Below are 25,809 nucleotides of genomic sequence, written 5' to 3'. Positions count from 1 at the left end.
TGCGCGTGACCGACGCGCACTACCTCATCCGCAGGTAAGCGACCGGCGGGACCAGGCCGTATCATCGGCCTCCCGCCACGCACAGCCGGGCCTGCCCCGGCTTTTTCCATTTGCGAACCACCGAACCGATCGACACCGCCCTCGTCGAATGCCGCGACCTTGTGTTCGGCTACGGCGCGCGCCGCATCCTCGATGGCGTGAGCTTCACGGTGCCGCGGGGCAAGGTCACGGCGCTGATGGGCGCTTCGGGCGGCGGCAAGACCACCGTGCTGCGCCTGATCGGCGGGCAGGTCCGCGCGCAGCAGGGCAGCCTGACGTTCGACGGCCGCGAAGTGGCGTCGCTGGACGCGCGCGAGCTGTACGAGATCCGCCGGCGCATGGGCATGCTGTTCCAGTTTGGCGCGCTCTTCACCGACATGTCCGTGTTCGACAACGTGGCCTTCCCGTTGCGCGAGCACACCTCGCTGCCCGAGTCGCTGGTGCGCGACATCGTGCTGATGAAACTCAACGCGGTGGGCCTGCGCGGCGCGCGCGACCTGATGCCCAGCGAGGTGTCGGGCGGCATGGCTCGCCGCATCGCGCTGGCCCGCGCCATCGCGCTGGATCCCGAGCTGGTGATGTACGACGAGCCCTTCGCCGGCCTGGACCCCATCTCGCTGGGCACGGCCGCGCAATTGATCCGGCGCCTGAACGATTCGCTGGGCATCACCAGCATCGTCGTGTCGCACGACCTGGAAGAGACCTTCCGCATCGCCGACCAGGTGATCGTGCTGGCCAACGGCCGCATCGCCGCGCAGGGCACGCCCGAGCAGGTGATGGCTTCGGACGATCCGCTGGTCGCCCAATTCGTCCACGCGCGGGCCGAGGGCCCCGTGCAGTTCCACTATCCCGGTCCCACCGTGGCGCAGGACTTCGACGGAGGGCTGGCGCGATGAGCTGGTGGCGCCCCTCCGACGTCGGCTATGCCACCCGCCGCCTGCTGGGCGACCTGGGCCATGGCGCGCGCCTGTTCCTGCGGTTGCTGGCGCTGACCGGGCCGGCGCTGCGGCGGTTCGGCCTGGTGCGCGACCAGATCAACTTCCTGGGCAACTACTCGCTGGCCATCATCACCGTCTCCGGGCTCTTCGTCGGGTTCGTGCTGGGGCTGCAGGGCTACTACACGCTGCAGCGGTACGGCTCCTCGGAAGCCCTGGGCCTGCTGGTGGCGTTGTCGCTGGTGCGCGAGTTGGGCCCGGTGGTCACGGCCCTGCTGTTCGCCGGCCGCGCGGGGACTTCACTGACGGCGGAGATCGGCCTGATGAAAGCGGGCGAGCAGCTGTCGGCGATGGAGATGATGGCGGTGGACCCCGTGCGCCGCATCCTGGCGCCGCGCTTCTGGGGCGGCGTCATCGCCATGCCGTTGCTCGCGGCGGTGTTCAGCGCCGTCGGCATCCTGGGCGGCTGGGTGGTGGGCGTGCTGCTGATCGGCGTGGACCCGGGCGCGTTCTGGAGCCAGATGCAGGGCGGCGTGGACGTCTGGAAGGACGTGGGCAACGGCATCGTCAAGAGCCTGGTGTTCGCGGTCACCGTCACTTTCGTCGCGCTGCTCGAAGGCTTCGAGGCGCAGCCCACGCCGGAAGGCGTGTCGCGCGCGACCACCCGCACGGTGGTCGTGGGCTCGCTCTCGGTGCTCGGCCTCGATTTCGTGCTGACCGCGATGATGTTCAGCCTGTAAGGGATACAACATGGAACGATCCAAGAACGATGTCTGGGTGGGGCTTTTCGTGCTGCTGGGCGCGGCCGCCATCCTCTTCCTGGCGCTGCAGTCGGCCAACCTGCTCAGCCTGAGCTTCCAGCCGACCTACCGCATCACGGCCAAGTTCGACAACATCGGCGGGCTGAAACGCCAGGCGGCCGTGAAGAGCGCCGGGGTCGTGGTCGGCCGTGTCGAGTCCATCAACTTTGACGACAAGAGTTTCCAGGCCCGGGTGGTGATGGCGCTGGAGAACCAATACCAATTTCCCAAGGACAGTTCGCTCAAAATCCTGACCAGCGGCCTGCTGGGTGAGCAGTACATCGGTATCGAAGCGGGCGCCGACGACAAGAACCTGGCGCCGGGGGATACGATCACCACCACGCAATCGGCGGTGGTGCTGGAAAACCTGATCGGCCAGTTCCTGTACAACAAGGCTGCTGAAGGCAAGGAAGCGCCCGCGGGAGGGAACAACAAGAAATGAGCCATCACCATCGGGCGGCGGGCCGGAGGCCCGCCGCATTCCTGGCGGCCTTCGCGTTGCTGTGCGTGCTGGAAGGGTGCGCCAGCGGCCCGAACCGCAACCCCACCGACCCGCTGGAGCCGTGGAACCGCGGCGTGTCGCAGTTCAACGAGAACGTCGACGCGGTGATCCTCAAGCCGACCGCGACCTTCTATCGCGAGAAGGTGCCGGCGCCCGTGCGCACGGGCGTGTCGAACTTCTTCGGCAACCTGGGCGACGCCTGGTCCGCCGTCAACAGCCTGCTGCAACTGAAGATCGCCAACGCGGCCGAGAACATGATGCGTTTCTCGGTCAACACCTTCCTGGGTTTCGGCGGCCTGCTGGACATCGCCAGCGAAGCGAACATCGACCGCCACAAGGAAGACTTCGGCCAGACGCTGGGCCGCTGGGGCGTGCCCGCGGGCCCGTACCTGGTGCTGCCGCTGCTGGGCCCGTCGACGGTGCGCGACACACTGGCGCTGCCGGTGGACTGGCGCGGCGACCTCGTCACGCACGTGGAGCCGGACAGCGCGCGCAACGGCCTGATCGGCCTGCGCGTCGTGGACGTGCGGTCCAACCTGCTGCGCGCGGGCGACGTGCTGGAAGGCGCGGCGCTGGACAAGTACAGCTTCACCCGCGACGCGTACCTGCAGCGGCGGCGAGCCGAGATATTCGAAGGCAGCGGCCGCACCGACGATCCCAACGAAGGCAGCGACGCCGAGCCGGAGGCGAAACCGCCCGCCCGCTAGGGTTGCACCTCGTTGCAAGCGCCGCGCAGGCACCGGAACCCGGCCGCGCGGCGGCATTCGAACACGGCAGGAGGGGCTTTGGCCCCGCAATGAAAGGAAACCAGATGCAAAGACGATTCTTCGGCCGCGTGCTCGCCGCCTTCCTGGCTTTCGGCGCCCTGGGCGCCGCGCTGCCGGCCCGCGCTGCCGACGAGGCGCCTGACGCCATGATCAAGCGGCTGTCGGAGGACACGCTGTCGGCCATCAAGTCCGACAAGTCCATCCAGTCCGGCGACCTGAGCAAGATCATCGCGCTGGTGGACAGCAAGATCATGCCGAACGTGAACTTCCAGCGCATGACGGCCGCGGCGGTCGGCCCGGCCTGGCGCCAGGCCACGCCGGAGCAGCAGAAGCGCCTGCAGGAGGAGTTCAAGACGCTGCTGGTGCGCACTTACTCGGGCGCGCTGTCGCAGGTGAACGACCAGACCATCTCGGTCAAGCCGCTGCGGGCCTCGCCCGACGACAAGGAGCTGGTCGTGCGCACCGAAATCCGCGGCCGCGGCGACCCGATCGAACTGGACTACCGGCTGGAGAAGACGCCGGGCGAAGGCTCGGGCTGGAAGATCTACAACCTGAACGTGCTGGGCGTGTGGCTGGTGGAAACCTACCGCAGCCAGTTCGCGCAGGAGATCAACGCCAAGGGCGTGGACGGCCTGATCGCGTCCCTGACCGAGCGCAACAAGACCAACGCGGGCAAGAAGAGCTGATGCTGGTCCTGCCCGAACGCCTGACGCACGAGGACGCGGCCGCCTGCGCCCGCATGCTGGCGCAGGCGTTGCGGACCGAGCGTGAGCCGCAGGCGGTGGCCGATGCGTCGCCGCTGCAGCAATTCGATTCCTCCGCGCTGGCCGTCCTGCTGGACTGCCGGCGCGAGGCGCTGGCCATGGGCAAGTCGTTCGCCGTGGCCAACCTGCCGGCACGGCTGCGGGCGCTGGCCGGGGTGTACGGCGTGGCGGAACTGCTGCCCGCGCCTGGCGCGGCCTGACCGGCCGCATTCCCCCGGGGAAAAGGACTTCCCCCCCGGCTCCGGCAGAGGCAGCCCCTGCCGCCTAAAATGGCGGGCTTGCCTGCCATGCCCGCGATCTCGTTCCAGTCCGTCTCCAAGACCTTCCCGTCCCCGCGTGGCCCCTTCACCGCCCTCGACGGCGTGAGCTTCGACATCGAGGAAGGCGAGTTCTTCGGCCTGCTCGGCCCCAACGGCGCGGGCAAGACCACCCTCATCAGCATCCTCGCCGGCCTGGCGCGCGCCACGGCCGGCAAGGTGTCGGTCCGCGGGCACGACGTGCTTGCCGATTACGCCAGCGCGCGCCGCCAGCTGGGCGTGGTGCCGCAGGAACTGGTGTTCGATCCCTTCTTCACCGTGCGCGAGGCGCTGCGCATCCAGTCCGGCTACTTCGGCGTGCGCGGCAACGATGCGTGGATCCAGGAGCTGCTGGACAGCCTGGGACTGGCCGACAAGGCCAACTCGAACATGCGCCAGCTCTCCGGCGGCATGAAGCGCCGCGTGCTGGTGGCGCAGGCGCTGGTGCACAAGCCGCCGGTCATCGTGCTGGACGAGCCCACCGCCGGCGTGGACGTGGAGCTGCGCCAGACGCTGTGGCAGTTCATCGCCCGCCTGAACCGGCAGGGCCACACGGTGCTGCTGACGACGCACTACCTGGAGGAAGCGGAAGCGCTGTGTGGCCGCATCGCCATGCTCAAGGCCGGCCGCGTGGTGGCGCTGGAACGCACCAGCGACCTGCTGAAGGCCGCGTCCAGCAATGTGCTGCGCTTCAAGATCGACCAGCAGCTGCCGGCCGAGTTCGCGCACAAGGCGCGCGTCACCGGCCGCATCGTGCAGCTGCCCGCGCATGACGCCCACGAGATCGAGAACTACCTTGCCGCCATCCGCCAGGCCGGCCTGCGCGTCGAGGACGTGGAAATCCGCAAGGCCGATCTCGAGGACGTGTTCCTCGACGTGATGTCGCCCGAGTACCAGGACAAGGTGGCCGCATGATCTCCACCGCCGGCTGGCAGACGCTGCTGTACAAGGAAGTGCTGCGCTTCTGGAAGGTGAGCTTCCAGACCGTGGCCGCGCCGGTGCTGACGGCCGTGCTGTACCTGATGATCTTCGGCCACGTGCTGGAAGACCACGTCAAGGTCTACGACCGCATCCCCTACACCGCCTTCCTGGTGCCGGGGCTGGTGATGATGTCGGTGCTGCAGAACGCCTTCGCCAACAGCTCGTCGTCCCTGATCCAGAGCAAGATCATGGGCAGCCTGGTGTTCGTGCTGCTCACGCCGCTGTCGCACTGGAGCTGGTTCATCGCCTACGTGGGCTCGTCCATCGCGCGCGGCCTGGCCGTGGGCCTGGGCGTGTTCGTGGTGACGGCGCTGTTCGCGCGGCCGGGCTTCGCGGCGCCGCTGTGGATCCTGGTGTTCGCGGTGCTGGGCGCGGGCATGATGGGCGCGCTGGGCCTCATCGCCGGGCTGTGGGCCGAGAAGTTCGACCAGATGGCCGCGTTCCAGAACTTCATCGTGATGCCGATGACGTTCCTCTCCGGCGTTTTCTATTCCATCCATTCGCTGCCCGCGTTCTGGCAGGCGGTCAGCCATCTCAACCCGTTCTTCTACATGATCGACGGCTTCCGCTACGGCTTCTTCGGCGTGAGCGACGTGTCGCCCTGGCTCAGCCTGGGCATCGTCGGCACGGCGATGGTGGCCGTGAGCGCCGTCGCCGTGCACCTGCTTCGCATCGGCTACAAGATCCGCGGTTGAACATGACGCCAGACGAACTCCAATCGATCATCGCCGCGGGCCTGCCCTGCGAGCACCTGGAGGTGGCCGGTGACGGCCGCCACTGGTCGGCCGTGATCGTTTCGCGCGAATTCGAGGGCAAGCGCCCCATCCAGCGCCACCAGCGGGTGTACGCCACGCTGGGTGCGAGAATGCACACGGACGAGGTCCACGCCTTGTCGATGAAGACGCTCACGCCGGCCGAGTGGGCCGCGCAAGACCACCAATCCTGAGATGGACAAGCTATTGATCCGCGGGGGCCGCCCGTTGAACGGCGAGGTCCGCATTTCCGGCGCCAAGAACGCGGCCCTGCCCGAGCTGTGCGCCGCGCTGCTGACCGGCGAACCCGTCACGGTCCGGAACGTGCCGCGCCTGCAGGACGTGGCCACCATGCTCAAGCTGGTGCGCAACATGGGCGTGCAGGTGGACCGCGACGAAGACGGCGCCGTGCGCATCGACGCCGGGAAACTCAGCTCGCCCGAAGCGCCGTACGAGCTGGTGAAGACCATGCGCGCGTCCATCCTGGCGCTGGGCCCGCTGCTCGCACGCTTCGGCGAAGCCACCGTGTCGCTGCCGGGCGGCTGCTCCATCGGCTCGCGTCCGGTGGACCAGCACATCAAGGGCCTGCAGCAGATGGGCGCCGAGATCGTGGTGGAGCACGGCTACATCATCGCCAAGCTGCCCAAGGGGCAGCAGCGCCTGCGCGGCGCGCGCATCGCCACCGACATGGTGACGGTCACCGGCACCGAGAACCTGATGATGGCCGCCACGCTGGCCGATGGCGAAACCATCCTGGAGAACGCCGCGCAGGAGCCCGAGATCACCGACCTGGCCGAGATGCTGATCGCCATGGGCGCGAAGATCGAAGGCCATGGCACCAGCCGCATCCGCATCCAGGGCGTGCCCCGCCTGTCGGGCTGCACGTACCGCGTCGTGGCCGACCGCATCGAAGCGGGCACCTTCCTGTGCGCGGTGGCCGCGGCGGGCGGCCGGGCACTGTTGCGTGACGCGCGCGCCGACCACCTGGAATCGGTGATCGAGAAGCTGCGCGCCGCGGGCGCGCAGGTGGAATCCGTGCCTGAAGGCATCCGCGTGCAATCGCAGGGACGCCTGAAGGCGCAGACCTTCCGCACCACCGAGTACCCGGGCTTTCCCACCGACATGCAGGCGCAGTTCATGACGCTGAACGTCATCGCCGAAGGCGCCTCGCACGTCACCGAGACCATCTTCGAGAACCGCTTCCAGCACGTGAACGAGCTGGTGCGCCTGGGTGCCCGCATCCAGGTCGACGGCAAGGTCGCCGTCATCGAAGGCGTGCCGCGCCTGTCGGGCGCCACCGTCATGGCCACCGACCTGCGCGCTTCCGCCAGCCTGGTCATCGCCGGCCTGGTGGCCGAAGGCGAGACGCTGGTGGACCGCATCTACCACCTGGACCGCGGCTACGACAGCATGGAAAAGAAGCTGCGCCAGCTGGGCGCCGACATCGAGCGGGTGTCCTCATGATCACCCTGGCGCTCTCCAAGGGACGCATCTTCGACGAGACGATGCCGCTGCTGGAAGCGGCGGGCGTGCGCGTGCTCGAGGACCCGGAGAAGTCGCGCAAGCTGATCCTGCCCACCAATCGTGACAACGTGCGTGTGGTGCTGGTGCGCGCCACCGACGTGCCCACCTACGTGCAGTACGGCGGCGCCGACCTGGGCGTCACCGGCCTGGACACGCTCATCGAGCACGGCAGCCAGGGCCTGTACCAGCCGCTGGACCTGGGCATCGCGCGCTGCCGCGTCAGCGTGGCCGTGCGGTCCGACTTCGACTACGCCAACGCCGTGCGCCAGGGCTCGCGCCTGCGTGTGGCCACCAAGTACGTCTCCATCGCGCGCGAGTTCTTCGCCGCCAAGGGCGTGCACGTGGACCTGATCAAGCTGTACGGCAGCATGGAACTGGCGCCGCTCACCGGCCTGGCCGACGCCATCGTGGACCTGGTGTCCACCGGCGGCACGCTCAAGGCCAACCAGCTGGTCGAGGTCGAGCGCATCATGGACATCAGCTCGCGCCTGGTGGTGAACCAGGCCGCGCTGAAACTGAAGCAGGCGCCGATGCGCGAGCTGATCGACGCCTTCGCCCGCGCCACCGAGGGCAACCGCGCATGACGCTCGCCGCCCGTCCCCTTCGATTGTCCACCGCCGATGTGGGCTTCGAGGCCGCGTTCCAGGCCCGCCTGCACTGGTCGGCCGACACGGACACGCAGGTGGAGCAGGCGGTCACGGACATTCTCGAAGCGGTGCGCACGCGCGGCGATGAGGCGGTGCTGGAATACACGCGCCGCTTCGACGGCGTGCAGGCCGGCGGCATCGCGGCACTGGAGCTGAAGGCGCCGGAACTGAAGGCCGCCTTCGATTCGCTGCCGGCCGTGCAGCGCCAGGCCCTGGAGACCGCGGCCCAGCGCGTGCGCAGTTACCACGAGGCGCAGAAGCGCGCTTCCGGCGAGAGCTGGTCGTACCGCGACGCCGACGGCACGCTGCTCGGCCAGAAAGTCACGCCGCTCGACCGTGTGGGCATCTACGTGCCTGGCGGCAAGGCCGCGTACCCGTCGTCGGTGCTGATGAACGCCATTCCCGCGCAGGTCGCGGGCGTCGGCGAGATCGTGATGGTGGTCCCCACGCCGCGCGGCGAGAAGAACCCGCTGGTGCTGGCGGCCGCCCACGTCGCGGGTGTGCACCGCGCCTTCACCATCGGCGGCGCGCAGGCCGTCGGCGCGCTGGCCTACGGCACCGCCACCGTGCCGCGCGTGGACAAGATCACCGGCCCCGGCAACGCCTATGTCGCCAGCGCCAAGCGCCGCGTGTTCGGCCTGGTGGGCATCGACATGATCGCGGGCCCCAGCGAGATCCTGGTGCTGGCCGACGGCAGCACGCCGGCCGACTGGGTGGCGATGGACCTGTTCTCGCAGGCCGAGCACGACGAGCTGGCGCAAAGCATCCTGTTGTGCCCCGACGCCGCGTACGTCGACCAGGTGCACAAGGAGATCGACCGCCTGCTGCCGGAGATGCCGCGCGCGGACATCATCGCCAAGTCGCTCAGCGGCCGCGGCGCGCTGATCGTGACGAAAGACATGGCCGAGGCCTGCGCCATCAGCAACCGCATCGCGCCCGAGCACCTGGAGATCGCCAGTTCGCAGCCGCACCGCTGGGAACCGCTGCTGAAGCATGCCGGCGCCATCTTCCTGGGCGGCTTCACCAGCGAAAGCCTGGGTGATTACTGCGCCGGACCCAACCATGTGCTGCCCACCAGCAGCACCGCGCGCTTTTCCAGCCCGCTGGGCGTGTACGACTTCCAGAAGCGCAGCAGCCTCATCGAGGTGAGCGAGCAGGGCGCGCAGTCGCTGGGCCGTATCGCTTCCGTGCTGGCGCACGGCGAAGGCCTGCAGGCACACGCGCGCGCCGCCGAGATGAGGCTGAAACCATGAACGCCCCGCTGCCGCAGCGCCTGGCGCGCCTGATCCGCCAGGACGTGCAGGGCATGCACGCCTATGCCGTCCAGCCGTCCATCGGCCTGGTGAAGCTGGACGCGATGGAGAACCCGCACCGGCTTTCGCCGCAGCTGCAGCGCGAGCTGGGCGAACGCCTGGGCGCCGTCGCCTTGAATCGCTACCCCGGCGAACGCATCGACACGCTGAAGCAGGCGCTCGCGCGCCACGCCGGCATGCCGGAAGGCTTCTCGCTCATGCTGGGCAACGGCTCGGACGAGATCATCTCGCTCATCGCGATGGCTTGCGACGTGCCGGGCGCGTCCATCCTGGCGCCCATGCCGGGGTTCGTGATGTACGCCATGAGCGCCCAGCTGCAAGGCCTGAAGTTCATCCCGGTGGACCTGACGCCGGACTTCGAGCTGGACGAGCGCGCCATGCTGTCCGCCATCGAGCAGCACCAGCCGTCCATCGTCTACCTGGCGTACCCGAACAATCCCACGGCCAACCTGTGGGACGACGCGGTGGTCGAGAAGATCGTGCAGGCCGCGCCCGGCCTGGTGGTCATCGACGAGGCGTACCAGCCGTTCGCCAGCCGCACGTACGCCGACCGCATCACGCGCCATGACCACGTGCTGCTGATGCGCACCATGAGCAAGTTCGGCCTGGCCGGCGTGCGCATCGGCTACATGATCGGCCGCAGCGCGCTGGTGGCGCAGATCGACAAGGTGCGCCCCCCGTACAACGTCAGCGTCCTCAATTGCGAAGCCGCGCTGTTCGCGCTGGAGCATGCGAAAGTGTTCGAGGACCAGGCCGCCGAGCTGCGCCGCCAGCGCGGCCTGCTGCTGGAGCGACTGTCGAAACTGCCGGGGGTGAAGGCCTGGCGCAGCGACGCCAACATGATCCTGGTGCGGGTGCCGGACGCCACCCAGGCTTTCGAGGGCATGAAGGGCCGCGGGGTGCTGGTGAAGAACGTTTCTAGAATGCACCCATTGCTGGCCCAGTGCCTGCGCCTGACCGTCGGCACCGCCGAGGAGAATGCGCAGCAGCTGAAGGCCCTGCAGGAAAGCCTATGAGCACCGCCGCACGCACCGCGGAAGTCACCCGCAAGACCGCCGAGACCCAGATCACCGTCCGCGTGAACCTGGACGGCACCGGCACGAACAAGCTGGCCACCGGCATCGGCTTCTTCGATCACATGCTGGAGCAGATCGCCCGCCACGGGATGATCGACCTGGACATCGACGCCAAGGGCGACCTGCACATCGACGGCCATCACACGGTGGAAGACGTGGGCATCACGCTGGGGCAGGCGGTGGCCAAGGCCATCGGCGACAAGAAGGGCATCCGCCGCTACGGCCACGCCTACGTGCCGCTGGACGAGGCGCTGTCGCGCGTGGTCATCGACTTCTCCGGCCGGCCCGGCCTGGTGATGCAAGTGCCCTTCCGCAGCGGCATGATCGGCACCTTCGACACGCAGCTGGCGCACGAGTTCTTCCAGGGCTTCGCCAATCACGCGTTCGTCACCATGCACATCGACAATTTGCGCGGCGAGAACGCCCACCACCAGTGCGAGACGGTGTTCAAGGCTTTCGCCCGGGCGCTGCGCGGCGCCGTGGAAATGGACCCGCGCGCCGCCGGCACCATCCCGTCCACCAAGGGTTCCCTCTGAAGCACCGCCCGGGTGCGTGCCCGGGCCCATCGAGCAATGAAAACGGTAGCGGTCGTCGACTACGGCATGGGCAACCTGCGTTCGGTGTCGCAGGCGGTGCAGCATGCGGCCCGCGACATGGGCTTCCAGGCGCTGGTGACTTCGCGCGCCGAGGAAGTGCGCGCGGCGGAGCGCGTGGTGCTGCCGGGGCAGGGCGCGATGCCCGATTGCATGCGTGAACTGCGCGAGTCCGGCCTGCAGGAAGCGGTGCTGGAGGCGGCAGGGTCCAAGCCCATGTTCGGCGTGTGCGTGGGCATGCAGATGCTGCTGGAACGCAGCGAGGAAGGTCCCAGCCAGGGGCTGGCCCTGTTCCCCGGCGAAGTGCGCAAGTTCCAGCTGGCCGGCCGCCTGCAGGAAGACGGCAGCCGCTTCAAGGTGCCGCAAATGGGCTGGAATTCCGTCTGGCAGATGCAGCCCCACCCGGTGTGGGACGGCGTGACCGATGGCGCGTACTTCTACTTCGTTCACAGCTTTTACGCCGCGCCGTCGGATGCGCGCCACAGCGTGGGTGAGGCCGACTACGGTGGGCGCTTTACCGCCGCGCTGGCCCGGGATAATATTTTTGCGACCCAGTTCCACCCCGAAAAGAGCGCCGACGCCGGCCTGGCCCTGTACCGAAACTTCCTCCGCTGGAACCCCTGACGCCCCGCGGGCGTCGCCAGCAGCTCAAGCCCCGCCGACCTTTCCATGCAGCTCATTCCCGCCATCGACCTGAAGGACGGCCAATGCGTCCGCCTGAAGCAGGGCGACATGGACCAGGCCACCGTCTTCAGCGAAGACCCGGCCGCCATGGCTTCCACCTGGCTGTCGCGCGGCGCGCGGCGCCTGCACCTGGTGGACCTGAACGGCGCCTTCGCGGGCAAGCCGCAGAACTTCGCCGCGGTGAAGTCCATCCTGAAGGCCGTGGGTGACGACATCCCGGTGCAGCTGGGCGGCGGCATCCGCGACTTGGACACCATCGAGAAGTACATCGACGGCGGCCTGCGCTACGTGATCATCGGCACCGCCGCCGTGAAGAACCCCGGTTTCCTGAAGGACGCGTGCAGCGCCTTCGGCGGCCACATCATCGTGGGCCTGGATGCCAAGGACGGCAAGGTGGCCACCGATGGCTGGAGCAAGCTCACCGGCCACGAAGTGGTGGACCTCGCGCGCAAGTTCGAGGACTGGGGCGTCGAATCCATCATCTACACCGACATCGGCCGCGACGGCATGCTCACCGGCATCAACATCGATGCCACCGTCAAGCTGGCGCAGTCGCTGCACATCCCGGTGATCGCCTCGGGCGGCCTTTCGAACATCGCGGACATCGAGAAGCTGTGCGCGGTGGAGGAAGAGGGCATCGAAGGCGTGATCTGCGGGCGCGCCATCTACTCCGGCGACCTGGACTTCGCGAAGGCGCAGGCGCGGGCGGACGAACTCGGCGCCTGACACGCCGGCCCGCCGCGTGCTGCGAACGCTGGCCGTCGCCAACTACCGCTCGCTGCGCGACCTGCGCGTCCCGCTCGGGCGACTCACCCTCATCACCGGTCCCAACGGCAGCGGCAAGTCCAGCGTCTACCGCGCGCTGCGGCTGCTGGCCGACACGGCGTACGGCGGCGTGGTGCGCTCGCTGGCGCGAGAAGGCGGTCTGCCTTCGGTGCTGTGGGCCGGCCCCGAGCAGTTCTCGGCGGCGATGCGCCGGGGCGAGCAGCCCGTCGAAGGCACGCGTCGCAACAAGCCGGTGAACCTGCGCCTGGGCTTCGCTGGCGAGACGCCCGAAGACTTCGGCTACGCCATCGACGTCGGCATGCCGGTGCCCATCCCGGGCGGCTCGCTGTTCGACCACGATCCCGAGATCAAGGTGGAAACGGTCTGGAGCGGCCCGGTGCTGCGGCCCAGCGCCGAGCTGGCCCGCCGCCACAACGCGCTGCTCGAAACGCGCGGCGACACCGGCCGCTGGGCCGCCGTCGAGCGCATGCTGCCGCCGTACGCCAGCATGCTGGCCGAGTTCGTGGACCCGCGCACGGCGCCGGAGATGCTGGCGCTGCGCGAACAGATCCGTGGCTGGCGCTTCTACGACCATTTCCGCACCGACGCCGAGGCGCCGGCGCGCTGGCCGCAGGTGGGCACGCGCACGCCGGTGCTGGGGCACGACGGCGCCGATTTCGCGGCCGCGGTGGCCACCATCCGCGAGGTAGGCGATGCGCAGGCGCTGGAAGCCGCGGTGGACGATGCTTTCCCGGGCGCATCGCTGGAAGTGCGCGTGCAGGACGGCCAGTTCGAAGTCCTCATGCGCCAGCCGGGCCTGCTGCGGCCGCTGCGCAGCGCGGAGCTGTCCGACGGCACCTTGCGGTACCTGTTGTGGATCGCGGCCCTGTTGACGCCGCGGCCGCCGCCGCTGCTGGTGCTGAACGAGCCCGAGGCCAGCCTGCACCCCGACCTGCTGCCGGCGCTCGCTCGGCTGGTGGGCCGCGCGGCGCGCGAAGCGCAGGTGATCGTCGTGTCGCACGCGTCGCGCCTGGTAGCGGCGCTGGAAGACCTGCACGACGTCGACGTGCGCAGCGTCGTGCTGGAGAAGTCGCTGGGCGAGACGCGCATCCTGAACCTCGCGGCGGACGAGCTCCCGCAGTGGCATTGGCCCGCGCGCTGACACCTAGAATCGAGCCATGCTCGCCAAACGCATCATCCCGTGCCTGGACGTGACCGGCGGCCGCGTCGTCAAAGGCGTGAACTTCGTCGAGTTGCGCGACGCCGGCGACCCGGTGGAGATCGCCGCCCGCTACAACGAGCAGGGCGCCGACGAACTCACCTTCCTGGACATCACGGCCACCAGCGACGGCCGCGACCTGATCCTGCCCATCATCGAAGCCGTGGCTTCGCAAGTGTTCATCCCGCTGACCGTGGGTGGCGGCGTGCGCACGGTGGAAGACGTGCGCCGGCTGCTGAACGCGGGCGCGGACAAGACCAGCTTCAACTCGGCCGCCATCGCCAACCCGGACGTGATCAACGCTGCCTCCGGCAAGTACGGGGCGCAGTGCATCGTGGTGGCCATCGACGCCAAGAAGCGCAGTGGCGACGACGAGAAGGCGCGCGGTCCCGGCTGGGACGTCTACAGCCACGGCGGCCGCAAGAACACCGGCCTGGACGCGGTGCAGTGGGCGGTGGAGATGGCGCGGCGCGGCGCCGGCGAGATCCTGCTGACCAGCATGGACCGCGACGGCACCAAGTCAGGGTTCGACCTGGCGCTGACCCGTGCCGTGAGCGATGCGGTGGATGTGCCCGTCATCGCCTCCGGCGGCGTGGGCAACCTCGACCACCTGGCCGATGGCGTGCAGCAGGGTGGCGCCGACGCGGTGCTGGCCGCCAGCATCTTCCACTACGGGGAGTACACGGTCGGCCAGGCCAAGGCGCGCATGGCCGAACGCGGGATTCCGGTGCGCCACTGACCGCGCGCGGCCGGATGGCCGACAATCGGCCCATGGATTGGCTCGAACAAGTCAAGTGGGACGCCAATGGGCTGGTGCCGGTCATCGCGCAGGAGCGCGGCACCGGCGACGTCCTGATGTTCGCGTGGATGAACCGCGAGGCGCTGCAGCGTACCGCTGAGCTGGGCCGCGCCGTGTACTTCAGCCGCTCGCGCGGCAAGCTGTGGGCCAAGGGCGAGGAGTCGGGCCACGTGCAGCAGGTGCACCAGATCCGCATGGACTGCGACAACGACGTGCTGCTGCTCGAGGTCACGCAGCTGGGGCATGATCCGTCGATCGCCTGCCACACCGGACGCCACAGCTGTTTCTTCCAGAAGTACGAGGGCGGCCGATGGACGGCGGTGGAACCGGTCTTGAAAGACCCGGCCGACATCTACAAGTGAAGACATGAGCGCCAACGACACCCTGGCCCGCCTGGCGGCCGTGATCGAGAGCCGCAAGCCCGGCCGCGGGGGCGACCCCGAGGCCAGCTACGTCGCGCGCCTGCTGCACAAGGGGCCCGACGCTTTCCTCAAGAAGATCGGCGAAGAGGCCACCGAAGTGGTGATGGCGGCCAAGGACGCCACGCATGGCGGCGATCCCGCGAAGATCGTGAACGAAGTGGCCGACCTCTGGTTCCACAGCATGATCGCGCTGGCGCACTACGGCCTCGCGCCGGCGGACGTGCTCGCCGAGCTGGAGCGCCGCGAGGGCACCAGCGGCATCGAGGAGAAGGCGCTTCGCAAGGCGCGCCAGCGCGAAGGAGCAGGCGAATGAGCGAGACCGATTTCGCGGCGTTCGAACGCAAGGAGGCGGGCGACCGCACGGTGATGCACGTGCTGTACGCCATGCACACGCTGGCGCCGTTCACCGCCTGGACGCTCGCGGTGATCGCGATGATCGTCAACTACATCAAGCGTGGCGACGAGCTGGACGCCGTTTACGCGGCCCACCACAACTACATGATCAGCACGTGCTGGTGGTCGCTGCTGATGCTGATCCCGGCCGGCATCGCCTCTTTCGTGCTGTTCGCCACCATCATCCTGTTCTGGCTGGCCTGGGTGCCGCCCGCGCTCGTCGGCCTGTGGTACCTGTACCGCTGCATCCGCGGCTGGCTGCGATTCACCGACGGCCGCCCGCCTTACTGAACCATGAGCACGCAAGACCCGAACTGCATCTTCTGCAAGATCGTCGAAGGCAAGATCCCTTCGAAGAAGGTTTACGAGGACGAGGAGATGTTCGTGTTCCACGACATCCACCCGTGGGCGCCGGTGCACTTCCTCATGGTCCCCAAGGCGCACATCCCGTCGCTGGCGCAGGTGAGCGACCAACACGCGCCGCTGCTGGGCCGCATGCTGGCGCTGGCGCCCAGGCTGGCGCTGCAGGAAGGCTGCGAGCCCTACCCGCAGGGCGGCCACCGCGTGATCATCAACACCGGTGACCAGGGCGGCCAGGAAGTGCACCACCTGCACATCCACGTCATTGGCGGACCGCGTCCGTGGCTCAAGGGCTGACGGCCCTTCGCGCCCGATGACTACAGGCGGTCCATGGTGGGCCGCCGACTAAAATCAGGCGATTCATTCAGGAGTGATCCATGGGTTCCATTTCGATTTGGCACTGGCTGATCGTGCTGGTCATTGTCGTGCTGGTCTTCGGCACCAAGAAGCTGAAGAACATCGGCTCCGACCTCGGCGGCGCGGTGAAGGGTTTCAAGGACGGCATGAAGGACGGTTCGCAGCCCGACACCCCGGTGCCCCCGTCCAGCCAGGTCACCAGCAACCCGGCGCCCGGCGCCGACAAGACGACCATCGACGTCGAGGCTCGCAACAAGTCGTGACCCGCCGCTCGCGTGAGGGCCTGACAGGGTGATCGACCTCGGCATTTCCAAGATGGCGCTGATCGGCGCGGTGGCGCTGATCGTCATCGGGCCGGAGAAGCTGCCGCGCGTGGCCCGCACGGTGGGCACGCTGCTGGGCAAGGCCCAGCGCTACGTCAACGACGTCAAGGCCGAAGTCAACCGCTCCATGGAGCTGGACGAGCTCAAGAAGATGAAGGAGAGCGTGGAGACCGCCGCGCGCGACGTCGAACAGTCCGTGCGCACCGGCGCCTCCGACTTCGAGAAGCAGTGGTCCGAGGCGCTCGCTGATCCGGCCACACAGCCCGTCGAGCCCACGCCAGCCTTTCCCGAATACAAGAACCCGAAGAAGAAGTGGCGCTTGAAGCGCGGCGCCACGCCGCAGTGGTACAAGGCCCGCAACGGCGTGCGCACCCGCGCGCTTTCGGGCGCCGCCCGCGTGGCCCGCTACCGGCCCAAGAAACTGAACTGATGTCCCAGCCCGACAAGGAAGACGAGCTCGCCGGCACCGAGCAGCCGTTCGTCGCCCACCTGATGGAGCTGCGCGACCGGCTGCTGTATTGCGTCTACGGCATCGCGGCGGCGGTCATCCTGCTGGCCATCTGGCCCGGCCCCAGCGGCCTGATCGACTTCATCGCCAGGCCGATCCAGGCGCACCTGCCGCCCGGCACCCACCTCATCGCCACCGGCGTCTTCTCGCCGGTGTTCGTGCCGTTGAAGGTGCTGCTGCTGGTGGCCGTGCTGGTGGTGCTGCCCTGGCTGATGTACCAGCTGTGGGCCTTCGTCGCGCCCGGCCTGTACAGCCACGAAAAGAAGTTCGCGCTGCCGCTCATCATCTTCGGCAGCTTTCTCGCCTACTGCGGCATCGGCTTCGTGCAGTTCTTCGTCCTGGACCGCATGTTCAGCTTCATCCAGAGCTTCGCGCCGCCCAGCGTGCAGGCCACGCCGGACATCGCGTCCTACGTCGAGGCCATCCTGTCGCTGTACCTCGCGTTCGGCCTGGCTTTCCAGGTGCCCATCGTCGTGATGCTGCTGGTGCGCTTCGAGATGGTTACCGTCGAGAAGCTCAAGGAATTTCGCGGCTATTTCATCGTGGTGGCGTTCGTGGTCGCCGCGGTGGTGACGCCGCCGGACGTCATCTCGCAGCTGGCGCTGGCCGTGCCGATGTGCATCCTGTACGAGGTGGGCATCGTCGCATCGCGCTGGTTCGTCAAGGCCTCGCGCGCACCCGGCGAAGAGCCGGGCACCGCCGACAAGCCTTCCTCTTAACGTCCCCCGGCCCCGGTCGCCTGCGGCCGCGGCCGCAGCCCGGGCGTGACCGACAGCTTCACCGTGTCGTCGCGCCGCTGCACCTGGAACTGCGCGGCCTGCCCCGGCTTCAGCGCGGCCACCATGGTCAACAGTTCCGACACATTGGCGACGGGCTTGCCGCCCACGTCGGTGATGACGTCGCCGGGCCGGATGCCCGCCTGCGCGGCCGGGCCGTTCTGCAGCACGCCGGTGATCAGCACGCCGTGCTTGGCTTTCACGCCGAACGTTTCCGACAGGTCCGGCGACAGGTCGGCCGGCTCGACGCCGATCCAGCCGCGCCGCACCACGCCTTCCTTGACGATGCCCTCCAGCACCTGCTTGGCGGTGGACACCGGGATGGCGAAGCCGATGCCCATGCTGCCGCCCGAGCGCGAGTAGATCGCGGTGTTGATGCCCATCAGGTTGCCGCTGACATCCACCAGCGCGCCGCCCGAGTTGCCGGGGTTGATGGCCGCGTCGGTCTGGATGAAGTTCTCGAAGGTGTTGATGCCCAGCTGGTTGCGGCCGAGTGCGCTGACGATGCCGCTGGTGACGGTCTGCCCCACGCCGAACGGGTTGCCGATGGCCAGCACCTGGTCGCCCACCTGCAGCGCGTCGGAGTTGCCCAGCGTGATGATGGGCAGCCGGTCCAGGTCGATCTTCAGCACCGCCAGGTCGGAGTCGGGATCGGTGCCGATCACCTTGGCCCGCGCGGTGCGGCTGTCGTTCAGCGTGACCTCGATCTCGTCGGCGCCTTCCACCACGTGGTTGTTGGTGAGGATGTAGCCGTCGGGGCTGATGATCACGCCGCTGCCCAGGCCCATCTGCGGCTGCGAGCCCTGGTCGCCGAAGAAGAAGCGGAACCACGGGTCGTTGGCCTGCGGCCCGCGCGGCGCGGCCTTGCTGGTGTTGATGCTCACCACCGCGCCGGACGCCTTCTGCGCCGCGGCGCGGAAGCTGCCCGGGGGCGATGGCGAATTGGCCGCCGAGGGCGATTCCACCAGCGTGACGCCGGTCCCCTGCGTCACCAGCGCCGGCCTGCGGATCCATTCGGGCTTGAGCGTCGCGACGATGAAGTACGCGGCCAGCAGGACGGTGACGGATTGCGAGAACAGGAGCCAGAAGCGGCGCATGGCGGGAAGGGAAGACGCGATGCCTCGAGTGTAGACATCCGGTGCCCCGGGCGGGGGCGCCGCGCCCGGCCGTAGCAGAATCGGAGCATGGCTGACCGCACCGATGTCCTGCGCGCGTTCGATGAGCTGCTCCAGCCGGAGCGCTTCCGCGACTACGGCCCCAACGGGCTGCAGGTGGAGGGCCGCGCCGAGGTGCGGCGCATCGTCTCCGGCGTGACCGCCAGCCGGGCGCTGATCGAGGCGGCCATCGCGGCGGAAGCCGACGCCATCTTCGTGCATCACGGGCTGTTCTGGCGCGGCCAGGATGGGCGCGTGACCGGCTGGATGAAGCAGCGCCTGGCGCTGCTGCTCGGGCGCGACGTGAACCTGTTCGCCTACCACCTGCCGCTGGACGCGCACCCGCAGCTGGGAAACAACGCGCAGCTCGGGCGCGTGCTGGGGCTGCGCGCGGATGCACGCTTTGGCGAGCAGGACCTGGGCTTCCTGGGCGGCCGCGATGCGGGCGGTGCTTTCGCGAATGCGGGCGAGCTGGCCGCGCACGCCGGGAAGGTGCTCGGCCGCCGCGTGATGCTGGTGGAGGGCGCCTCGGGGCCGATCAACCGCGTCGCGTGGTGCACGGGCGGGGCGCAAGGCTACTTCGAGGGCGCCATCGCGGCGGGCGCCCAGGCATTCCTCACCGGCGAGATTTCGGAGCCGCAGGCGCACTACGCGCGCGAATGCGGCGTGAGCTTCCTCGCCTGCGGCCACCACGCCACCGAGCGCTACGGCGCCCCGGCCGTCGCCGCGCATGTCGCGGCGCAGCTGGGCCTGGAGCATCGCTTCATCGACGTGGACAACCCGGCATGAGCAGCGCGCCGCTGGCCATCACGCAAGGCGACCCGGCCGGCATCGGCGGGGAGATCATCGCCAAGGCTTTTCGCGACCACGCGAGCGACCTGGCGGGCTGCTTCGTCGCCGGTGAGCTGGCGCACCTGCGTCGCGCCGCTGCGGCTGCCGCGCCGGACGGCGTGCCCTTGCCGATCGCGGTGATCGACTCGCCGGAGCAGTTGGCGGACGTTCCGCCGCGCTGCATCCCGCTGCTGCGCACCAGTGCTGACGTGCCGCTGCGTCCGTGGGGTCAAGCGGATGCCGCCGCGGGCCGCATCGCCGCGGACGCCGTGTCGTGGGCCGCGCGCGCTGCGCTGCGCGGGGAGATCGCCGGACTGGTGACCGCGCCCTTGAACAAGGAAGCGCTGTCCGCCGCCGGATTGCCTTATCCCGGCCACACCGAATTGCTGCAGGCCGAAGCCGCAGTGCATGCGGGCGTGCCGGTGGAACGGCTGCCGGTGCGCATGATGCTGGCCAACGACGAGCTGCGCACCGTGCTGGTCAGCATCCACGTTTCGCTGCGCGACGCGCTGGCCGCGGTGACGCGCGGCAACGTTCTGCAGACGCTGCGCATCACGCACGCGTCGCTTGCGCGGCTGCTGGGCCGGCCGCCGCGCATCGGCGTGGCGGGGCTGAATCCGCATGCGGGCGAGGGCGGCCTGTTCGGGCGCGAAGAGATCGAGACCATCGCGCCGGCGATCGAAGCGGCGCGCAACGAAGGCATCGAAGCCAGTGGGCCTTACGCGCCGGACACGGTGTTCATGCGCGCGCGCTCGACGCCGCAGCGAGCGGGCGAGTTCGACGTGGTCGTGGCCATGTACCACGACCAGGGCCTGATCCCGGTGAAGTACCTGGGCGTGGAGCAGGGCGTGAACGTCACGCTGGGCCTGCCGCTGGTGCGCACCAGCCCGGACCACGGCACCGCCTTCGACATCGCCGGCACCGGCCGGGCCGACGCGTCCAGCCTGGTGGCGGCGGTGCGGATGGCGCGCCGGCTCAGCGCGGCTGCCTGAGGCTGTCGCGGATTTCGCGCAGCAGCACGATGTCCTCGGGCGGCGCGGCCGGCGCCGCGGCCGCGGGCTCGGCGTGCTGCCGCTTCAGCCGGTTGATCTGCCGCACCATCACGAAGATGATGAAAGCGAGGATCACGAAGTTCACCAGCACCGTCAGGAAGTTGCCCCAGGCGAACACGGGCACGCCCGCCTTGGTGAGGTCGGCCAGCGTGTGCGGCACGCCCGCCGGGACGTTCCTCGTCAGCACGATGAACTTGTTGCTGAAGTCCAGGTCGCCGACCACCAGGCTCACCACCGGCATGATCAGGTCCTTCACCAGCGAGTCGACGATCTTGTTGAACGCCGCGCCGATGATGACGCCGACCGCCAGGTCGATCACGTTGCCCTTGACCGCGAACTCGCGGAATTCCTTGATGATGGCCATGCCTCTTCCTCCAGCGCGATGAGGCCGGAGTATCGCGCAGCCCGTCGGCGGCGGCCCCCTCCCGGACTGGAATCGCGGCGATACGCTCCGCTACAATCGCGGGTTGACCTTCCAAGCGATACCCCCTTCGAGGAATTCATGAGCGACACCCCCTTGGACACCAGCAAAAGGACGTGGCTGATCGCGTCCGGCTGTGCTGGCGCGGCAGGCGCAGCGTTCACCGCCGTCCCCTTCGTGAGCAGCTTCCAGCCGTCCGAGCGGGCCAAGGCCGCGGGTGCCCCGGTGGAAGTGGACATCGGCGCGCTGAAGCCGGGCGAGAAGGTGACCGTGGAATGGCGCGGCAAGCCGGTGTGGATCGTGCGCCGCACGCCCGAACAGCTGGCGTCGCTGAAGAAGACCGATTCCGAGGTGGCCGATCCGGACTCCGATCGCAAAGCCTTCCCCACGCCCGAATACGCGAAGAACGAGTGGCGCTCCATCAAGCCCGAGTTCTGGGTCGGCGTGGGCATCTGCACGCACCTGGGCTGCTCGCCCACCGACAAGTTCCAGCCCGGCCCGCAGCCCTCGCTGCCCGACGACTGGCAGGGCGGCTTCCTGTGCCCCTGCCACGGTTCCACGTTCGACATGGCCGGCCGCGTGTTCAAGAACAAGCCCGCGCCGGACAACCTGGAGGTGCCGCCGCACATGTACCTGTCCGACACCCGCCTGATCATCGGCGAGGACAAGAACAACAAGGCGTAACCCGAGGCAGACATGGCTGAATTCAAGGAAATCTCCCCGAACGCCACCGCGGGCCAGAAGCTGGGCAACTGGCTGGAGAACCGCTTCCCGACGGCGTTCGCCGAGTACGAGAAGCACCTCTCGGGCTACTACGCGCCCAAGAACTTCAACTTCTGGTACTTCTTCGGCTCGCTGTCGCTGCTGGTGCTGGTGATCCAGATCGTCACCGGCATCTTCCTGGTGATGCACTACAAGCCGGACGCCAACCTGGCGTTCGCCTCGGTCGAGTACATCATGCGCGACGTGCCGTGGGGCTGGCTGGTGCGCTACATGCACTCCACCGGCGCGTCGGCGTTCTTCATCGTCGTCTACCTGCACATGTTCCGCGGGCTGATGTACGGCAGCTACCGCAAGCCGCGCGAGCTGGTGTGGATCTTCGGCTGCGCCATCTTCCTGGTGCTGATGGCCGAAGCCTTCATGGGCTACCTGCTGCCGTGGGGCCAGATGTCCTACTGGGGCGCGCAGGTGATCGTCAACCTGTTCTCCGCCATCCCGTTCATCGGTCCTGACCTGGCGCTGCTGATCCGCGGCGACTACGTGGTGAGCGACGCCACGCTGAACCGCTTCTTCAGCTTCCACGTCATCGCGGTGCCGCTGGTGCTGCTGGGCCTGGTGGTGGCGCACCTGCTGGCGCTGCACGACGTCGGCTCCAACAACCCCGACGGCGTCGAGATCAAGGGCCCCAACGCCCCGAAGGACGCGCAAGGCCACCCGCTGGACGGCATCCCGTTCCACCCGTACTACACCGTGCACGACATCCTGGGCGTGTCGGTGTTCCTGATGGTGTTCTCCGCGGTGATCTTCTTCGCCCCGGAAGCCGGCGGCTACTTCCTGGAGTTCAACAACTTCATCCCGGCCGATCCGCTGAAGACCCCGCCGCACATCGCGCCGGTCTGGTACTTCACGCCGTTCTATTCGATGCTGCGCGCCATCACCAGCGAGTTCGCCGGTGTCCTGGCCATCATCGTGCTCGGGGCCGGCTTCTTCGGCGGCCGCCGCCTGCCCGGCATCTTGAAGCCGGTGGTGTGGGTCGTGGCCATCGTCGCCGCCATCCTGCTGGGCCTGCTGCCCGCGCTGGCCAACTGGTTCCACCTGTCGCTGGCCGGCCTGTTCAAGGCGGTGCCGGTGCTGGCCGGCATCGACGCCAAGTTCTGGGGCGTGGTGGTGATGGGCGGCTCGGTCATCATCCTGTTCTTCCTGCCCTGGCTGGACCACAGCCCGGTGAAGTCCATCCGCTACCGCCCGAGCTGGCACAAGTGGGTGTACGGCGTGTTCGTCGTCGTGTTCCTGGTGCTGGGGTACCTGGGCGTGCAGCCGCCCTCGCCGGTGGGCGAGCGCGTCTCGCAGGCGGGCACGCTCTTCTACTTCGGCTTCTTCCTGCTGATGCCGTGGTGGAGCCGCCTGGGCGAGTTCAAGCCGGTGCCGGACCGCATCACCTTCGCGGCGCACTGAGGAAACCAAGAATGATGAAGAAGCTCCTCCTCTCCATCGCCCTGTCGGCCGCGGCGCTGCTGCCCGCGCTGCCCGCCCTGGCCTCCGGCGGCGAAGAACTGCACTGGGACAAGGCGCCCAACATGACGAACGACCTGCCCGCGCTGCAGGACGGTGCGCGCACGTTCGTCAACTACTGCCTGGGCTGCCACTCGGCCGCGTTCATGCGCTTCAACCGCCTGCGCGACATCGGCCTGACCGAACAGCAGATCAAGGACAACCTGCTGTTCACCACCGACAAGGTGGGCGACACCATGAAGGCGGCCATCGACCCGAAGCAGGCCAAGGACTGGTTCGGCGCCAACCCGCCCGACCTGACGCTGGTGGCGCGCTCGCGCGCCGGCCATGGCGGCACGGGTGCCGATTACCTGTACACGTTCCTGCGCAGCTTCTACAAGGACGACACCCGGCCCACCGGCTGGAACAACCTGGCGTTCCCGAACGTGGGCATGCCGCATGCCCTGTGGCAGCTGCAGGGCGACCGCGAGCCCGTCTTCGAGACCCGCAACGAGCATGGCCACCAGACCAAGGTGTTCACGGGCTGGAAGCAGGTCACGCCCGGCGAGCTGACCACGGTGCAGTACGACCAGAAGGTCGCCCACCTGGTGGGTTACCTGCAGTGGATGGCCGAGCCGGCGCAGAACTCGCGCGTGCGCGTTGGCGTCTGGGTGTTGCTGTTCCTGCTGATGTTCACCGTCATCGCCTGGCGCCTGAACGCCGCTTTCTGGAAGGACGTGCGTTAAGCGCGCCCGCCGGTTTTGTTTTGCCTAGGAACACGGTCCGGCGGCGCGCCGGACCGTGTTTTCACTTTCGTTAGGAGCCATTGACCATGATGGTGCTTTACTCGGGAACCACCTGCCCCTTCTCCCACCGCTGCCGCTTCGTGCTGTTCGAGAAGGGGATGGATTTCGAAATCCGCGACGTCGACCTCTACAACAAGCCGGAGGACATCAACGTCATGAACCCGTACGGGCAGGTGCCGATCCTGGTGGAGCGGGACCTCATCCTGTACGAGTCGAACATCATCAACGAGTACATCGACGAGCGCTTCCCGCACCCGCAGCTGATGCCCGGCGACCCGGTGGACCGCGCCCGCGTGCGCCTGTTCCTGCTCAACTTCGAGAAGGAACTGTTCGTGCACGTCAGCACGCTTGAGTCGCGCACCAACAAGGGCAACGAGAAGGCGCTGGAGAAGGCCCGCTCGCACATCCGCGACCGCCTGACGCAGCTGGCCCCGGTGTTCCTGAAGAACAAGTACATGCTGGGCGAGAACTTCTCGATGCTGGACGTCGCCATCGCCCCGCTGCTGTGGCGCATGGACTACTATGGCATCGAGCTGTCCAAGAACGCCGCGCCGCTGCTGAAGTACGCCGAGCGCATCTTCTCGCGCCCCGCCTACATCGAGGCGCTGACGCCTTCCGAGAAGGTGATGCGCAAGTAACGCACGCGGCCGGCAGTACCGACGATGAACGCGCTGGAGTCCACTTCGACGCGCCCGTACCTGATCCGGGCGCTGTACGACTGGTGCACCGACAACGGGCTCACGCCCTACGTGGCGGTGCAGGTGGACGACACCGTGCAGGTCCCGCGCGAGTACGTCAAGAACGGCGAGATCGTGCTGAACATCAGCTTCGACGCCACCAGCTCGCTCAAGCTGGGCAACGAGTTCATCGAGTTCAAGGCGCGGTTCGCCGGCACGGCGCGCGAGATCATGGTGCCGGTCAACCGGGTCATCGCCATCTACGCGCGCGAGAACGGCCAGGGCATGGCCTTCCCGGTGCCCGCGCCGTCCGCGGCGGCGGAAACGCCGGCCCGGCCTTCGCCCCTGTCCAGCGTTCCGGCCGCGGGCCACGCCCCCGAGCCGGAAGGCAAGGTGGTGCAGCTGGTCACGCCCGAGAACGGCCCTTCGGGACCGGAAGGCGAGCCGCCCAAGCCGCCCACAGGCCCGCGTCCGGCGCTGAAGCGGATCAAGTGACGTGCGTGGCAGGACGCCGGTGGCGGCGTTCGCACGTCATCCCGGCGAATGCCGGGATCCAAAGGCAGCGCCATAGAATTCCGTCCTGCGCCGGTTTAGCTCAGTGGTAGAGCAACCGCCTTGTAAGCGGTAGGTCGTCAGTTCGATCCCGACAACCGGCACCACGACTTCTTCCTCAAGTCCTTACAACTCCTTGCATCCGCGCTGTGGCAGCTCAGCGGATACCGGATTGGACTTTGATGCGAATCGCGGTAACCTCCCACCCCCGGCCGCACAGCTGAGCTTGCATCGCAGGCAGCACCTGCCTCAGTTTCGCGGCCGCGGCGTTGCCTTCCACCAGCAGGCACCAGGAGGTCCCCTCGATGGGCCCCGGTTTGACGGCGGGACGCAGCGCGGCAGGGATAAGGGATTCAACTGCCCGCAGCCTTTCGCCCGATTCGCGTGCCAGCGCGGCCAGCCGTGCCAGGGCAGGCGCTTCGTCGGCGGCTTGCTGAAGGGTCACGGCCTGGAGTCGGCGTTCCATGAGGACGTTGGTCGGACGTGAAGAAGAGGTACGAGGGGAAGCGC

General features: G+C 68.3%; 35 protein-coding genes and 1 tRNA gene. 33 read left to right on the top strand and 3 right to left on the bottom strand.

The window, feature by feature from the left end:
* The first annotated feature begins 110 nt into the window (after positions 1-110).
* From EZ216_RS15575 to tatC, 25 genes are all read left to right on the top strand, one after another.
* Positions 111-935 (top strand): ABC transporter ATP-binding protein, encoded by an 825-nt coding sequence (locus EZ216_RS15575; RefSeq protein WP_135250703.1) that lies wholly within the window; start codon positions 111-113, stop codon positions 933-935.
* Positions 932-1,714 carry a lipid asymmetry maintenance ABC transporter permease subunit MlaE gene (gene mlaE / locus EZ216_RS15570; protein WP_135250702.1) on the top strand — a complete coding sequence of 261 codons (783 nt, stop codon included), beginning with the start codon at positions 932-934 and terminating at the stop codon, positions 1,712-1,714. The genes EZ216_RS15575 and mlaE overlap by 4 nt, the downstream gene beginning before the upstream one ends.
* Before the next feature lie 10 nt (positions 1,715-1,724).
* Positions 1,725-2,216: an outer membrane lipid asymmetry maintenance protein MlaD gene (mlaD, locus tag EZ216_RS15565; protein ID WP_135250701.1), complete on the top strand. Its 492-nt coding sequence runs from the start codon at positions 1,725-1,727 to the stop codon at positions 2,214-2,216.
* Positions 2,213-2,983, top strand: a complete 771-nt coding sequence (locus EZ216_RS15560) for an MlaA family lipoprotein (protein WP_135250700.1) — start codon at positions 2,213-2,215, stop codon at positions 2,981-2,983. Before mlaD ends, EZ216_RS15560 begins: the two co-directional genes overlap by 4 nt.
* 104 nt (positions 2,984-3,087) lie before the next feature.
* On the top strand, positions 3,088-3,729 hold the full coding sequence (locus EZ216_RS15555) for an MlaC/ttg2D family ABC transporter substrate-binding protein (RefSeq protein WP_205959687.1): 642 nt from the start codon (positions 3,088-3,090) through the stop codon (positions 3,727-3,729).
* Complete coding sequence (locus EZ216_RS15550; protein WP_135250698.1) at positions 3,729-4,007, top strand: STAS domain-containing protein; 279 nt, start codon at positions 3,729-3,731, stop codon at positions 4,005-4,007. The genes EZ216_RS15555 and EZ216_RS15550 overlap by 1 nt, the downstream gene beginning before the upstream one ends.
* A gap of 87 nt (positions 4,008-4,094) precedes the next feature.
* Positions 4,095-5,018 carry an ABC transporter ATP-binding protein gene (locus tag EZ216_RS15545; protein WP_135250844.1) on the top strand — a complete coding sequence of 308 codons (924 nt, stop codon included), beginning with the start codon at positions 4,095-4,097 and terminating at the stop codon, positions 5,016-5,018.
* Positions 5,015-5,779: an ABC transporter permease gene (locus tag EZ216_RS15540; RefSeq protein ID WP_135250697.1), complete on the top strand. Its 765-nt coding sequence runs from the start codon at positions 5,015-5,017 to the stop codon at positions 5,777-5,779. Before EZ216_RS15545 ends, EZ216_RS15540 begins: the two co-directional genes overlap by 4 nt.
* 2 nt (positions 5,780-5,781) lie before the next feature.
* Positions 5,782-6,030, top strand: a complete 249-nt coding sequence (locus tag EZ216_RS15535; protein WP_135250696.1) for a BolA family protein — start codon at positions 5,782-5,784, stop codon at positions 6,028-6,030.
* A 1-nt stretch (position 6,031) separates the two neighbouring features.
* Positions 6,032-7,300, top strand: coding sequence for a UDP-N-acetylglucosamine 1-carboxyvinyltransferase (gene murA, locus EZ216_RS15530; RefSeq protein WP_135250695.1), 1,269 nt, complete (start codon positions 6,032-6,034; stop codon positions 7,298-7,300).
* Entirely contained in the window at positions 7,297-7,944 is a 648-nt protein-coding gene (hisG, locus tag EZ216_RS15525; protein WP_135250694.1) for an ATP phosphoribosyltransferase, read from the top strand. Before murA ends, hisG begins: the two co-directional genes overlap by 4 nt.
* Entirely contained in the window at positions 7,941-9,260 is a 1,320-nt protein-coding gene (gene hisD / locus EZ216_RS15520; protein ID WP_135250693.1) for a histidinol dehydrogenase, read from the top strand. Before hisG ends, hisD begins: the two co-directional genes overlap by 4 nt.
* A complete protein-coding gene (gene hisC / locus EZ216_RS15515) occupies positions 9,257-10,336 on the top strand; it encodes a histidinol-phosphate transaminase (protein ID WP_135250692.1) in 1,080 nt (359 codons plus the stop codon). The genes hisD and hisC overlap by 4 nt, the downstream gene beginning before the upstream one ends.
* Positions 10,333-10,932 (top strand): imidazoleglycerol-phosphate dehydratase HisB, encoded by a 600-nt coding sequence (hisB, locus tag EZ216_RS15510; protein WP_135250691.1) that lies wholly within the window; start codon positions 10,333-10,335, stop codon positions 10,930-10,932. The genes hisC and hisB overlap by 4 nt, the downstream gene beginning before the upstream one ends.
* Positions 10,933-10,968: 36 nt before the next feature.
* Positions 10,969-11,613 (top strand): imidazole glycerol phosphate synthase subunit HisH, encoded by a 645-nt coding sequence (gene hisH / locus EZ216_RS15505; protein WP_135250690.1) that lies wholly within the window; start codon positions 10,969-10,971, stop codon positions 11,611-11,613.
* Between the two features lie 45 nt (positions 11,614-11,658).
* The gene (hisA, locus tag EZ216_RS15500) at positions 11,659-12,399 is read left to right on the top strand and encodes a 1-(5-phosphoribosyl)-5-[(5-phosphoribosylamino)methylideneamino]imidazole-4-carboxamide isomerase (protein WP_135250689.1); all 741 of its coding nucleotides are present in this window, start codon (positions 11,659-11,661) and stop codon (positions 12,397-12,399) included.
* Between the two features lie 16 nt (positions 12,400-12,415).
* Positions 12,416-13,600: an AAA family ATPase gene (locus EZ216_RS15495; RefSeq protein WP_135250688.1), complete on the top strand. Its 1,185-nt coding sequence runs from the start codon at positions 12,416-12,418 to the stop codon at positions 13,598-13,600.
* Between the two features lie 16 nt (positions 13,601-13,616).
* Positions 13,617-14,396 (top strand): imidazole glycerol phosphate synthase subunit HisF, encoded by a 780-nt coding sequence (gene hisF, locus EZ216_RS15490; RefSeq protein ID WP_135250687.1) that lies wholly within the window; start codon positions 13,617-13,619, stop codon positions 14,394-14,396.
* Between the two features lie 32 nt (positions 14,397-14,428).
* Positions 14,429-14,818: a phosphoribosyl-AMP cyclohydrolase gene (gene hisI / locus EZ216_RS15485; protein ID WP_135250686.1), complete on the top strand. Its 390-nt coding sequence runs from the start codon at positions 14,429-14,431 to the stop codon at positions 14,816-14,818.
* Between the two features lie 4 nt (positions 14,819-14,822).
* On the top strand, positions 14,823-15,191 hold the full coding sequence (locus EZ216_RS15480; RefSeq protein WP_135250685.1) for a phosphoribosyl-ATP diphosphatase: 369 nt from the start codon (positions 14,823-14,825) through the stop codon (positions 15,189-15,191).
* Positions 15,188-15,562, top strand: a complete 375-nt coding sequence (locus EZ216_RS15475; protein ID WP_135250684.1) for a DUF4870 family protein — start codon at positions 15,188-15,190, stop codon at positions 15,560-15,562. Before EZ216_RS15480 ends, EZ216_RS15475 begins: the two co-directional genes overlap by 4 nt.
* A gap of 3 nt (positions 15,563-15,565) precedes the next feature.
* Positions 15,566-15,928 carry a histidine triad nucleotide-binding protein gene (locus EZ216_RS15470; RefSeq protein WP_135250683.1) on the top strand — a complete coding sequence of 121 codons (363 nt, stop codon included), beginning with the start codon at positions 15,566-15,568 and terminating at the stop codon, positions 15,926-15,928.
* Between the two features lie 80 nt (positions 15,929-16,008).
* Positions 16,009-16,251, top strand: a complete 243-nt coding sequence (gene tatA, locus EZ216_RS15465; protein ID WP_135250682.1) for a Sec-independent protein translocase subunit TatA — start codon at positions 16,009-16,011, stop codon at positions 16,249-16,251.
* A gap of 28 nt (positions 16,252-16,279) precedes the next feature.
* Positions 16,280-16,741 carry a Sec-independent protein translocase protein TatB gene (gene tatB / locus EZ216_RS15460; protein WP_135250681.1) on the top strand — a complete coding sequence of 154 codons (462 nt, stop codon included), beginning with the start codon at positions 16,280-16,282 and terminating at the stop codon, positions 16,739-16,741.
* Complete coding sequence (gene tatC, locus EZ216_RS15455; RefSeq protein ID WP_135250680.1) at positions 16,741-17,538, top strand: twin-arginine translocase subunit TatC; 798 nt, start codon at positions 16,741-16,743, stop codon at positions 17,536-17,538. The genes tatB and tatC overlap by 1 nt, the downstream gene beginning before the upstream one ends.
* Here tatC and EZ216_RS15450 read toward each other — a convergent pair.
* A complete protein-coding gene (locus EZ216_RS15450; RefSeq protein WP_135250679.1) occupies positions 17,535-18,692 on the bottom strand; it encodes a Do family serine endopeptidase in 1,158 nt (385 codons plus the stop codon). The two genes, tatC and EZ216_RS15450, sit on opposite strands and share 4 nt — an antisense overlap.
* A gap of 87 nt (positions 18,693-18,779) precedes the next feature.
* Between EZ216_RS15450 and EZ216_RS15445 the strand changes: the two genes are divergently transcribed.
* Together EZ216_RS15445 and pdxA are read left to right on the top strand one after the other, a co-directional pair.
* A complete protein-coding gene (locus tag EZ216_RS15445) occupies positions 18,780-19,538 on the top strand; it encodes a Nif3-like dinuclear metal center hexameric protein (protein ID WP_135250678.1) in 759 nt (252 codons plus the stop codon).
* Positions 19,535-20,572, top strand: a complete 1,038-nt coding sequence (gene pdxA / locus EZ216_RS15440) for a 4-hydroxythreonine-4-phosphate dehydrogenase PdxA (RefSeq protein ID WP_135250677.1) — start codon at positions 19,535-19,537, stop codon at positions 20,570-20,572. Before EZ216_RS15445 ends, pdxA begins: the two co-directional genes overlap by 4 nt.
* On the opposite strand, the gene mscL is transcribed toward pdxA, so the two are convergent.
* Positions 20,556-20,996 carry a large conductance mechanosensitive channel protein MscL gene (gene mscL / locus EZ216_RS15435; protein WP_135250676.1) on the bottom strand — a complete coding sequence of 147 codons (441 nt, stop codon included), beginning with the start codon at positions 20,994-20,996 and terminating at the stop codon, positions 20,556-20,558. The two genes, pdxA and mscL, sit on opposite strands and share 17 nt — an antisense overlap.
* 138 nt (positions 20,997-21,134) lie before the next feature.
* On the opposite strand from mscL, the gene petA reads away from it, so the two are divergent.
* From petA to EZ216_RS15405, 6 genes are all read left to right on the top strand, one after another.
* Positions 21,135-21,737, top strand: coding sequence for a ubiquinol-cytochrome c reductase iron-sulfur subunit (gene petA, locus EZ216_RS15430; RefSeq protein ID WP_135250675.1), 603 nt, complete (start codon positions 21,135-21,137; stop codon positions 21,735-21,737).
* 12 nt (positions 21,738-21,749) lie between these two features.
* Positions 21,750-23,228 carry a cytochrome b gene (locus EZ216_RS15425; protein ID WP_135250674.1) on the top strand — a complete coding sequence of 493 codons (1,479 nt, stop codon included), beginning with the start codon at positions 21,750-21,752 and terminating at the stop codon, positions 23,226-23,228.
* A 14-nt stretch (positions 23,229-23,242) separates the two neighbouring features.
* Complete coding sequence (locus EZ216_RS15420) at positions 23,243-24,010, top strand: cytochrome c1 (protein WP_135250673.1); 768 nt, start codon at positions 23,243-23,245, stop codon at positions 24,008-24,010.
* An 86-nt stretch (positions 24,011-24,096) separates the two neighbouring features.
* Positions 24,097-24,708 carry a glutathione S-transferase N-terminal domain-containing protein gene (locus EZ216_RS15415; protein ID WP_135250672.1) on the top strand — a complete coding sequence of 204 codons (612 nt, stop codon included), beginning with the start codon at positions 24,097-24,099 and terminating at the stop codon, positions 24,706-24,708.
* A gap of 24 nt (positions 24,709-24,732) precedes the next feature.
* A complete protein-coding gene (locus EZ216_RS15410) occupies positions 24,733-25,242 on the top strand; it encodes a ClpXP protease specificity-enhancing factor (protein ID WP_135250671.1) in 510 nt (169 codons plus the stop codon).
* A gap of 89 nt (positions 25,243-25,331) precedes the next feature.
* A tRNA-Thr gene (locus EZ216_RS15405) sits at positions 25,332-25,406 on the top strand.
* A gap of 50 nt (positions 25,407-25,456) precedes the next feature.
* Here EZ216_RS15405 and EZ216_RS15400 read toward each other — a convergent pair.
* Complete coding sequence (locus EZ216_RS15400; protein WP_135250670.1) at positions 25,457-25,765, bottom strand: hypothetical protein; 309 nt, start codon at positions 25,763-25,765, stop codon at positions 25,457-25,459.
* Positions 25,766-25,809 lie beyond the last annotated feature (44 nt).

It is taken from the genome of Ramlibacter humi, assembly GCF_004681975.1.
Classification (GTDB): Bacteria; Pseudomonadota; Gammaproteobacteria; order Burkholderiales; family Burkholderiaceae_C; genus Ramlibacter; species Ramlibacter humi.
Note: the sequence above shows the minus strand (reverse complement) of the source record. Positions and strands in the feature narration are given on the sequence as shown.

Bases quoted from the DNA above. Each gene is read 5' to 3' on its own strand.
- EZ216_RS15400 (WP_135250670.1), bottom strand. From the start codon at position 25,765: ATGGAACGCCGACTCCAGGCCGTGACCCTTCAGCAAGCCGCCGACGAA.
- EZ216_RS15550 (WP_135250698.1), top strand. From the start codon at position 3,729: ATGCTGGTCCTGCCCGAACGCCTGACGCACGAGGACGCGGCCGCCTGC.
- EZ216_RS15450 (WP_135250679.1), bottom strand. From the start codon at position 18,692: ATGCGCCGCTTCTGGCTCCTGTTCTCGCAATCCGTCACCGTCCTGCTG.
- hisA (WP_135250689.1), top strand. From the start codon at position 11,659: ATGCAGCTCATTCCCGCCATCGACCTGAAGGACGGCCAATGCGTCCGC.
- pdxA (WP_135250677.1), top strand. From the start codon at position 19,535: ATGAGCAGCGCGCCGCTGGCCATCACGCAAGGCGACCCGGCCGGCATC.
- hisC (WP_135250692.1), top strand. From the start codon at position 9,257: ATGAACGCCCCGCTGCCGCAGCGCCTGGCGCGCCTGATCCGCCAGGAC.
- EZ216_RS15540 (WP_135250697.1), top strand. From the start codon at position 5,015: ATGATCTCCACCGCCGGCTGGCAGACGCTGCTGTACAAGGAAGTGCTG.
- tatA (WP_135250682.1), top strand. From the start codon at position 16,009: ATGGGTTCCATTTCGATTTGGCACTGGCTGATCGTGCTGGTCATTGTC.
- EZ216_RS15470 (WP_135250683.1), top strand. From the start codon at position 15,566: ATGAGCACGCAAGACCCGAACTGCATCTTCTGCAAGATCGTCGAAGGC.
- EZ216_RS15475 (WP_135250684.1), top strand. From the start codon at position 15,188: ATGAGCGAGACCGATTTCGCGGCGTTCGAACGCAAGGAGGCGGGCGAC.
- mscL (WP_135250676.1), bottom strand. From the start codon at position 20,996: ATGGCCATCATCAAGGAATTCCGCGAGTTCGCGGTCAAGGGCAACGTG.
- hisI (WP_135250686.1), top strand. From the start codon at position 14,429: ATGGATTGGCTCGAACAAGTCAAGTGGGACGCCAATGGGCTGGTGCCG.
- EZ216_RS15425 (WP_135250674.1), top strand. From the start codon at position 21,750: ATGGCTGAATTCAAGGAAATCTCCCCGAACGCCACCGCGGGCCAGAAG.
- EZ216_RS15445 (WP_135250678.1), top strand. From the start codon at position 18,780: ATGGCTGACCGCACCGATGTCCTGCGCGCGTTCGATGAGCTGCTCCAG.
- EZ216_RS15420 (WP_135250673.1), top strand. From the start codon at position 23,243: ATGAAGAAGCTCCTCCTCTCCATCGCCCTGTCGGCCGCGGCGCTGCTG.
- mlaE (WP_135250702.1), top strand. From the start codon at position 932: ATGAGCTGGTGGCGCCCCTCCGACGTCGGCTATGCCACCCGCCGCCTG.
- EZ216_RS15415 (WP_135250672.1), top strand. From the start codon at position 24,097: ATGATGGTGCTTTACTCGGGAACCACCTGCCCCTTCTCCCACCGCTGC.
- EZ216_RS15480 (WP_135250685.1), top strand. From the start codon at position 14,823: ATGAGCGCCAACGACACCCTGGCCCGCCTGGCGGCCGTGATCGAGAGC.
- hisD (WP_135250693.1), top strand. From the start codon at position 7,941: ATGACGCTCGCCGCCCGTCCCCTTCGATTGTCCACCGCCGATGTGGGC.
- hisB (WP_135250691.1), top strand. From the start codon at position 10,333: ATGAGCACCGCCGCACGCACCGCGGAAGTCACCCGCAAGACCGCCGAG.
- petA (WP_135250675.1), top strand. From the start codon at position 21,135: ATGAGCGACACCCCCTTGGACACCAGCAAAAGGACGTGGCTGATCGCG.
- hisF (WP_135250687.1), top strand. From the start codon at position 13,617: ATGCTCGCCAAACGCATCATCCCGTGCCTGGACGTGACCGGCGGCCGC.
- hisH (WP_135250690.1), top strand. From the start codon at position 10,969: ATGAAAACGGTAGCGGTCGTCGACTACGGCATGGGCAACCTGCGTTCG.
- EZ216_RS15560 (WP_135250700.1), top strand. From the start codon at position 2,213: ATGAGCCATCACCATCGGGCGGCGGGCCGGAGGCCCGCCGCATTCCTG.
- tatC (WP_135250680.1), top strand. From the start codon at position 16,741: ATGTCCCAGCCCGACAAGGAAGACGAGCTCGCCGGCACCGAGCAGCCG.
- murA (WP_135250695.1), top strand. From the start codon at position 6,032: ATGGACAAGCTATTGATCCGCGGGGGCCGCCCGTTGAACGGCGAGGTC.
- EZ216_RS15410 (WP_135250671.1), top strand. From the start codon at position 24,733: ATGAACGCGCTGGAGTCCACTTCGACGCGCCCGTACCTGATCCGGGCG.
- EZ216_RS15545 (WP_135250844.1), top strand. From the start codon at position 4,095: ATGCCCGCGATCTCGTTCCAGTCCGTCTCCAAGACCTTCCCGTCCCCG.
- mlaD (WP_135250701.1), top strand. From the start codon at position 1,725: ATGGAACGATCCAAGAACGATGTCTGGGTGGGGCTTTTCGTGCTGCTG.
- hisG (WP_135250694.1), top strand. From the start codon at position 7,297: ATGATCACCCTGGCGCTCTCCAAGGGACGCATCTTCGACGAGACGATG.
- EZ216_RS15535 (WP_135250696.1), top strand. From the start codon at position 5,782: ATGACGCCAGACGAACTCCAATCGATCATCGCCGCGGGCCTGCCCTGC.
- EZ216_RS15555 (WP_205959687.1), top strand. From the start codon at position 3,088: ATGCAAAGACGATTCTTCGGCCGCGTGCTCGCCGCCTTCCTGGCTTTC.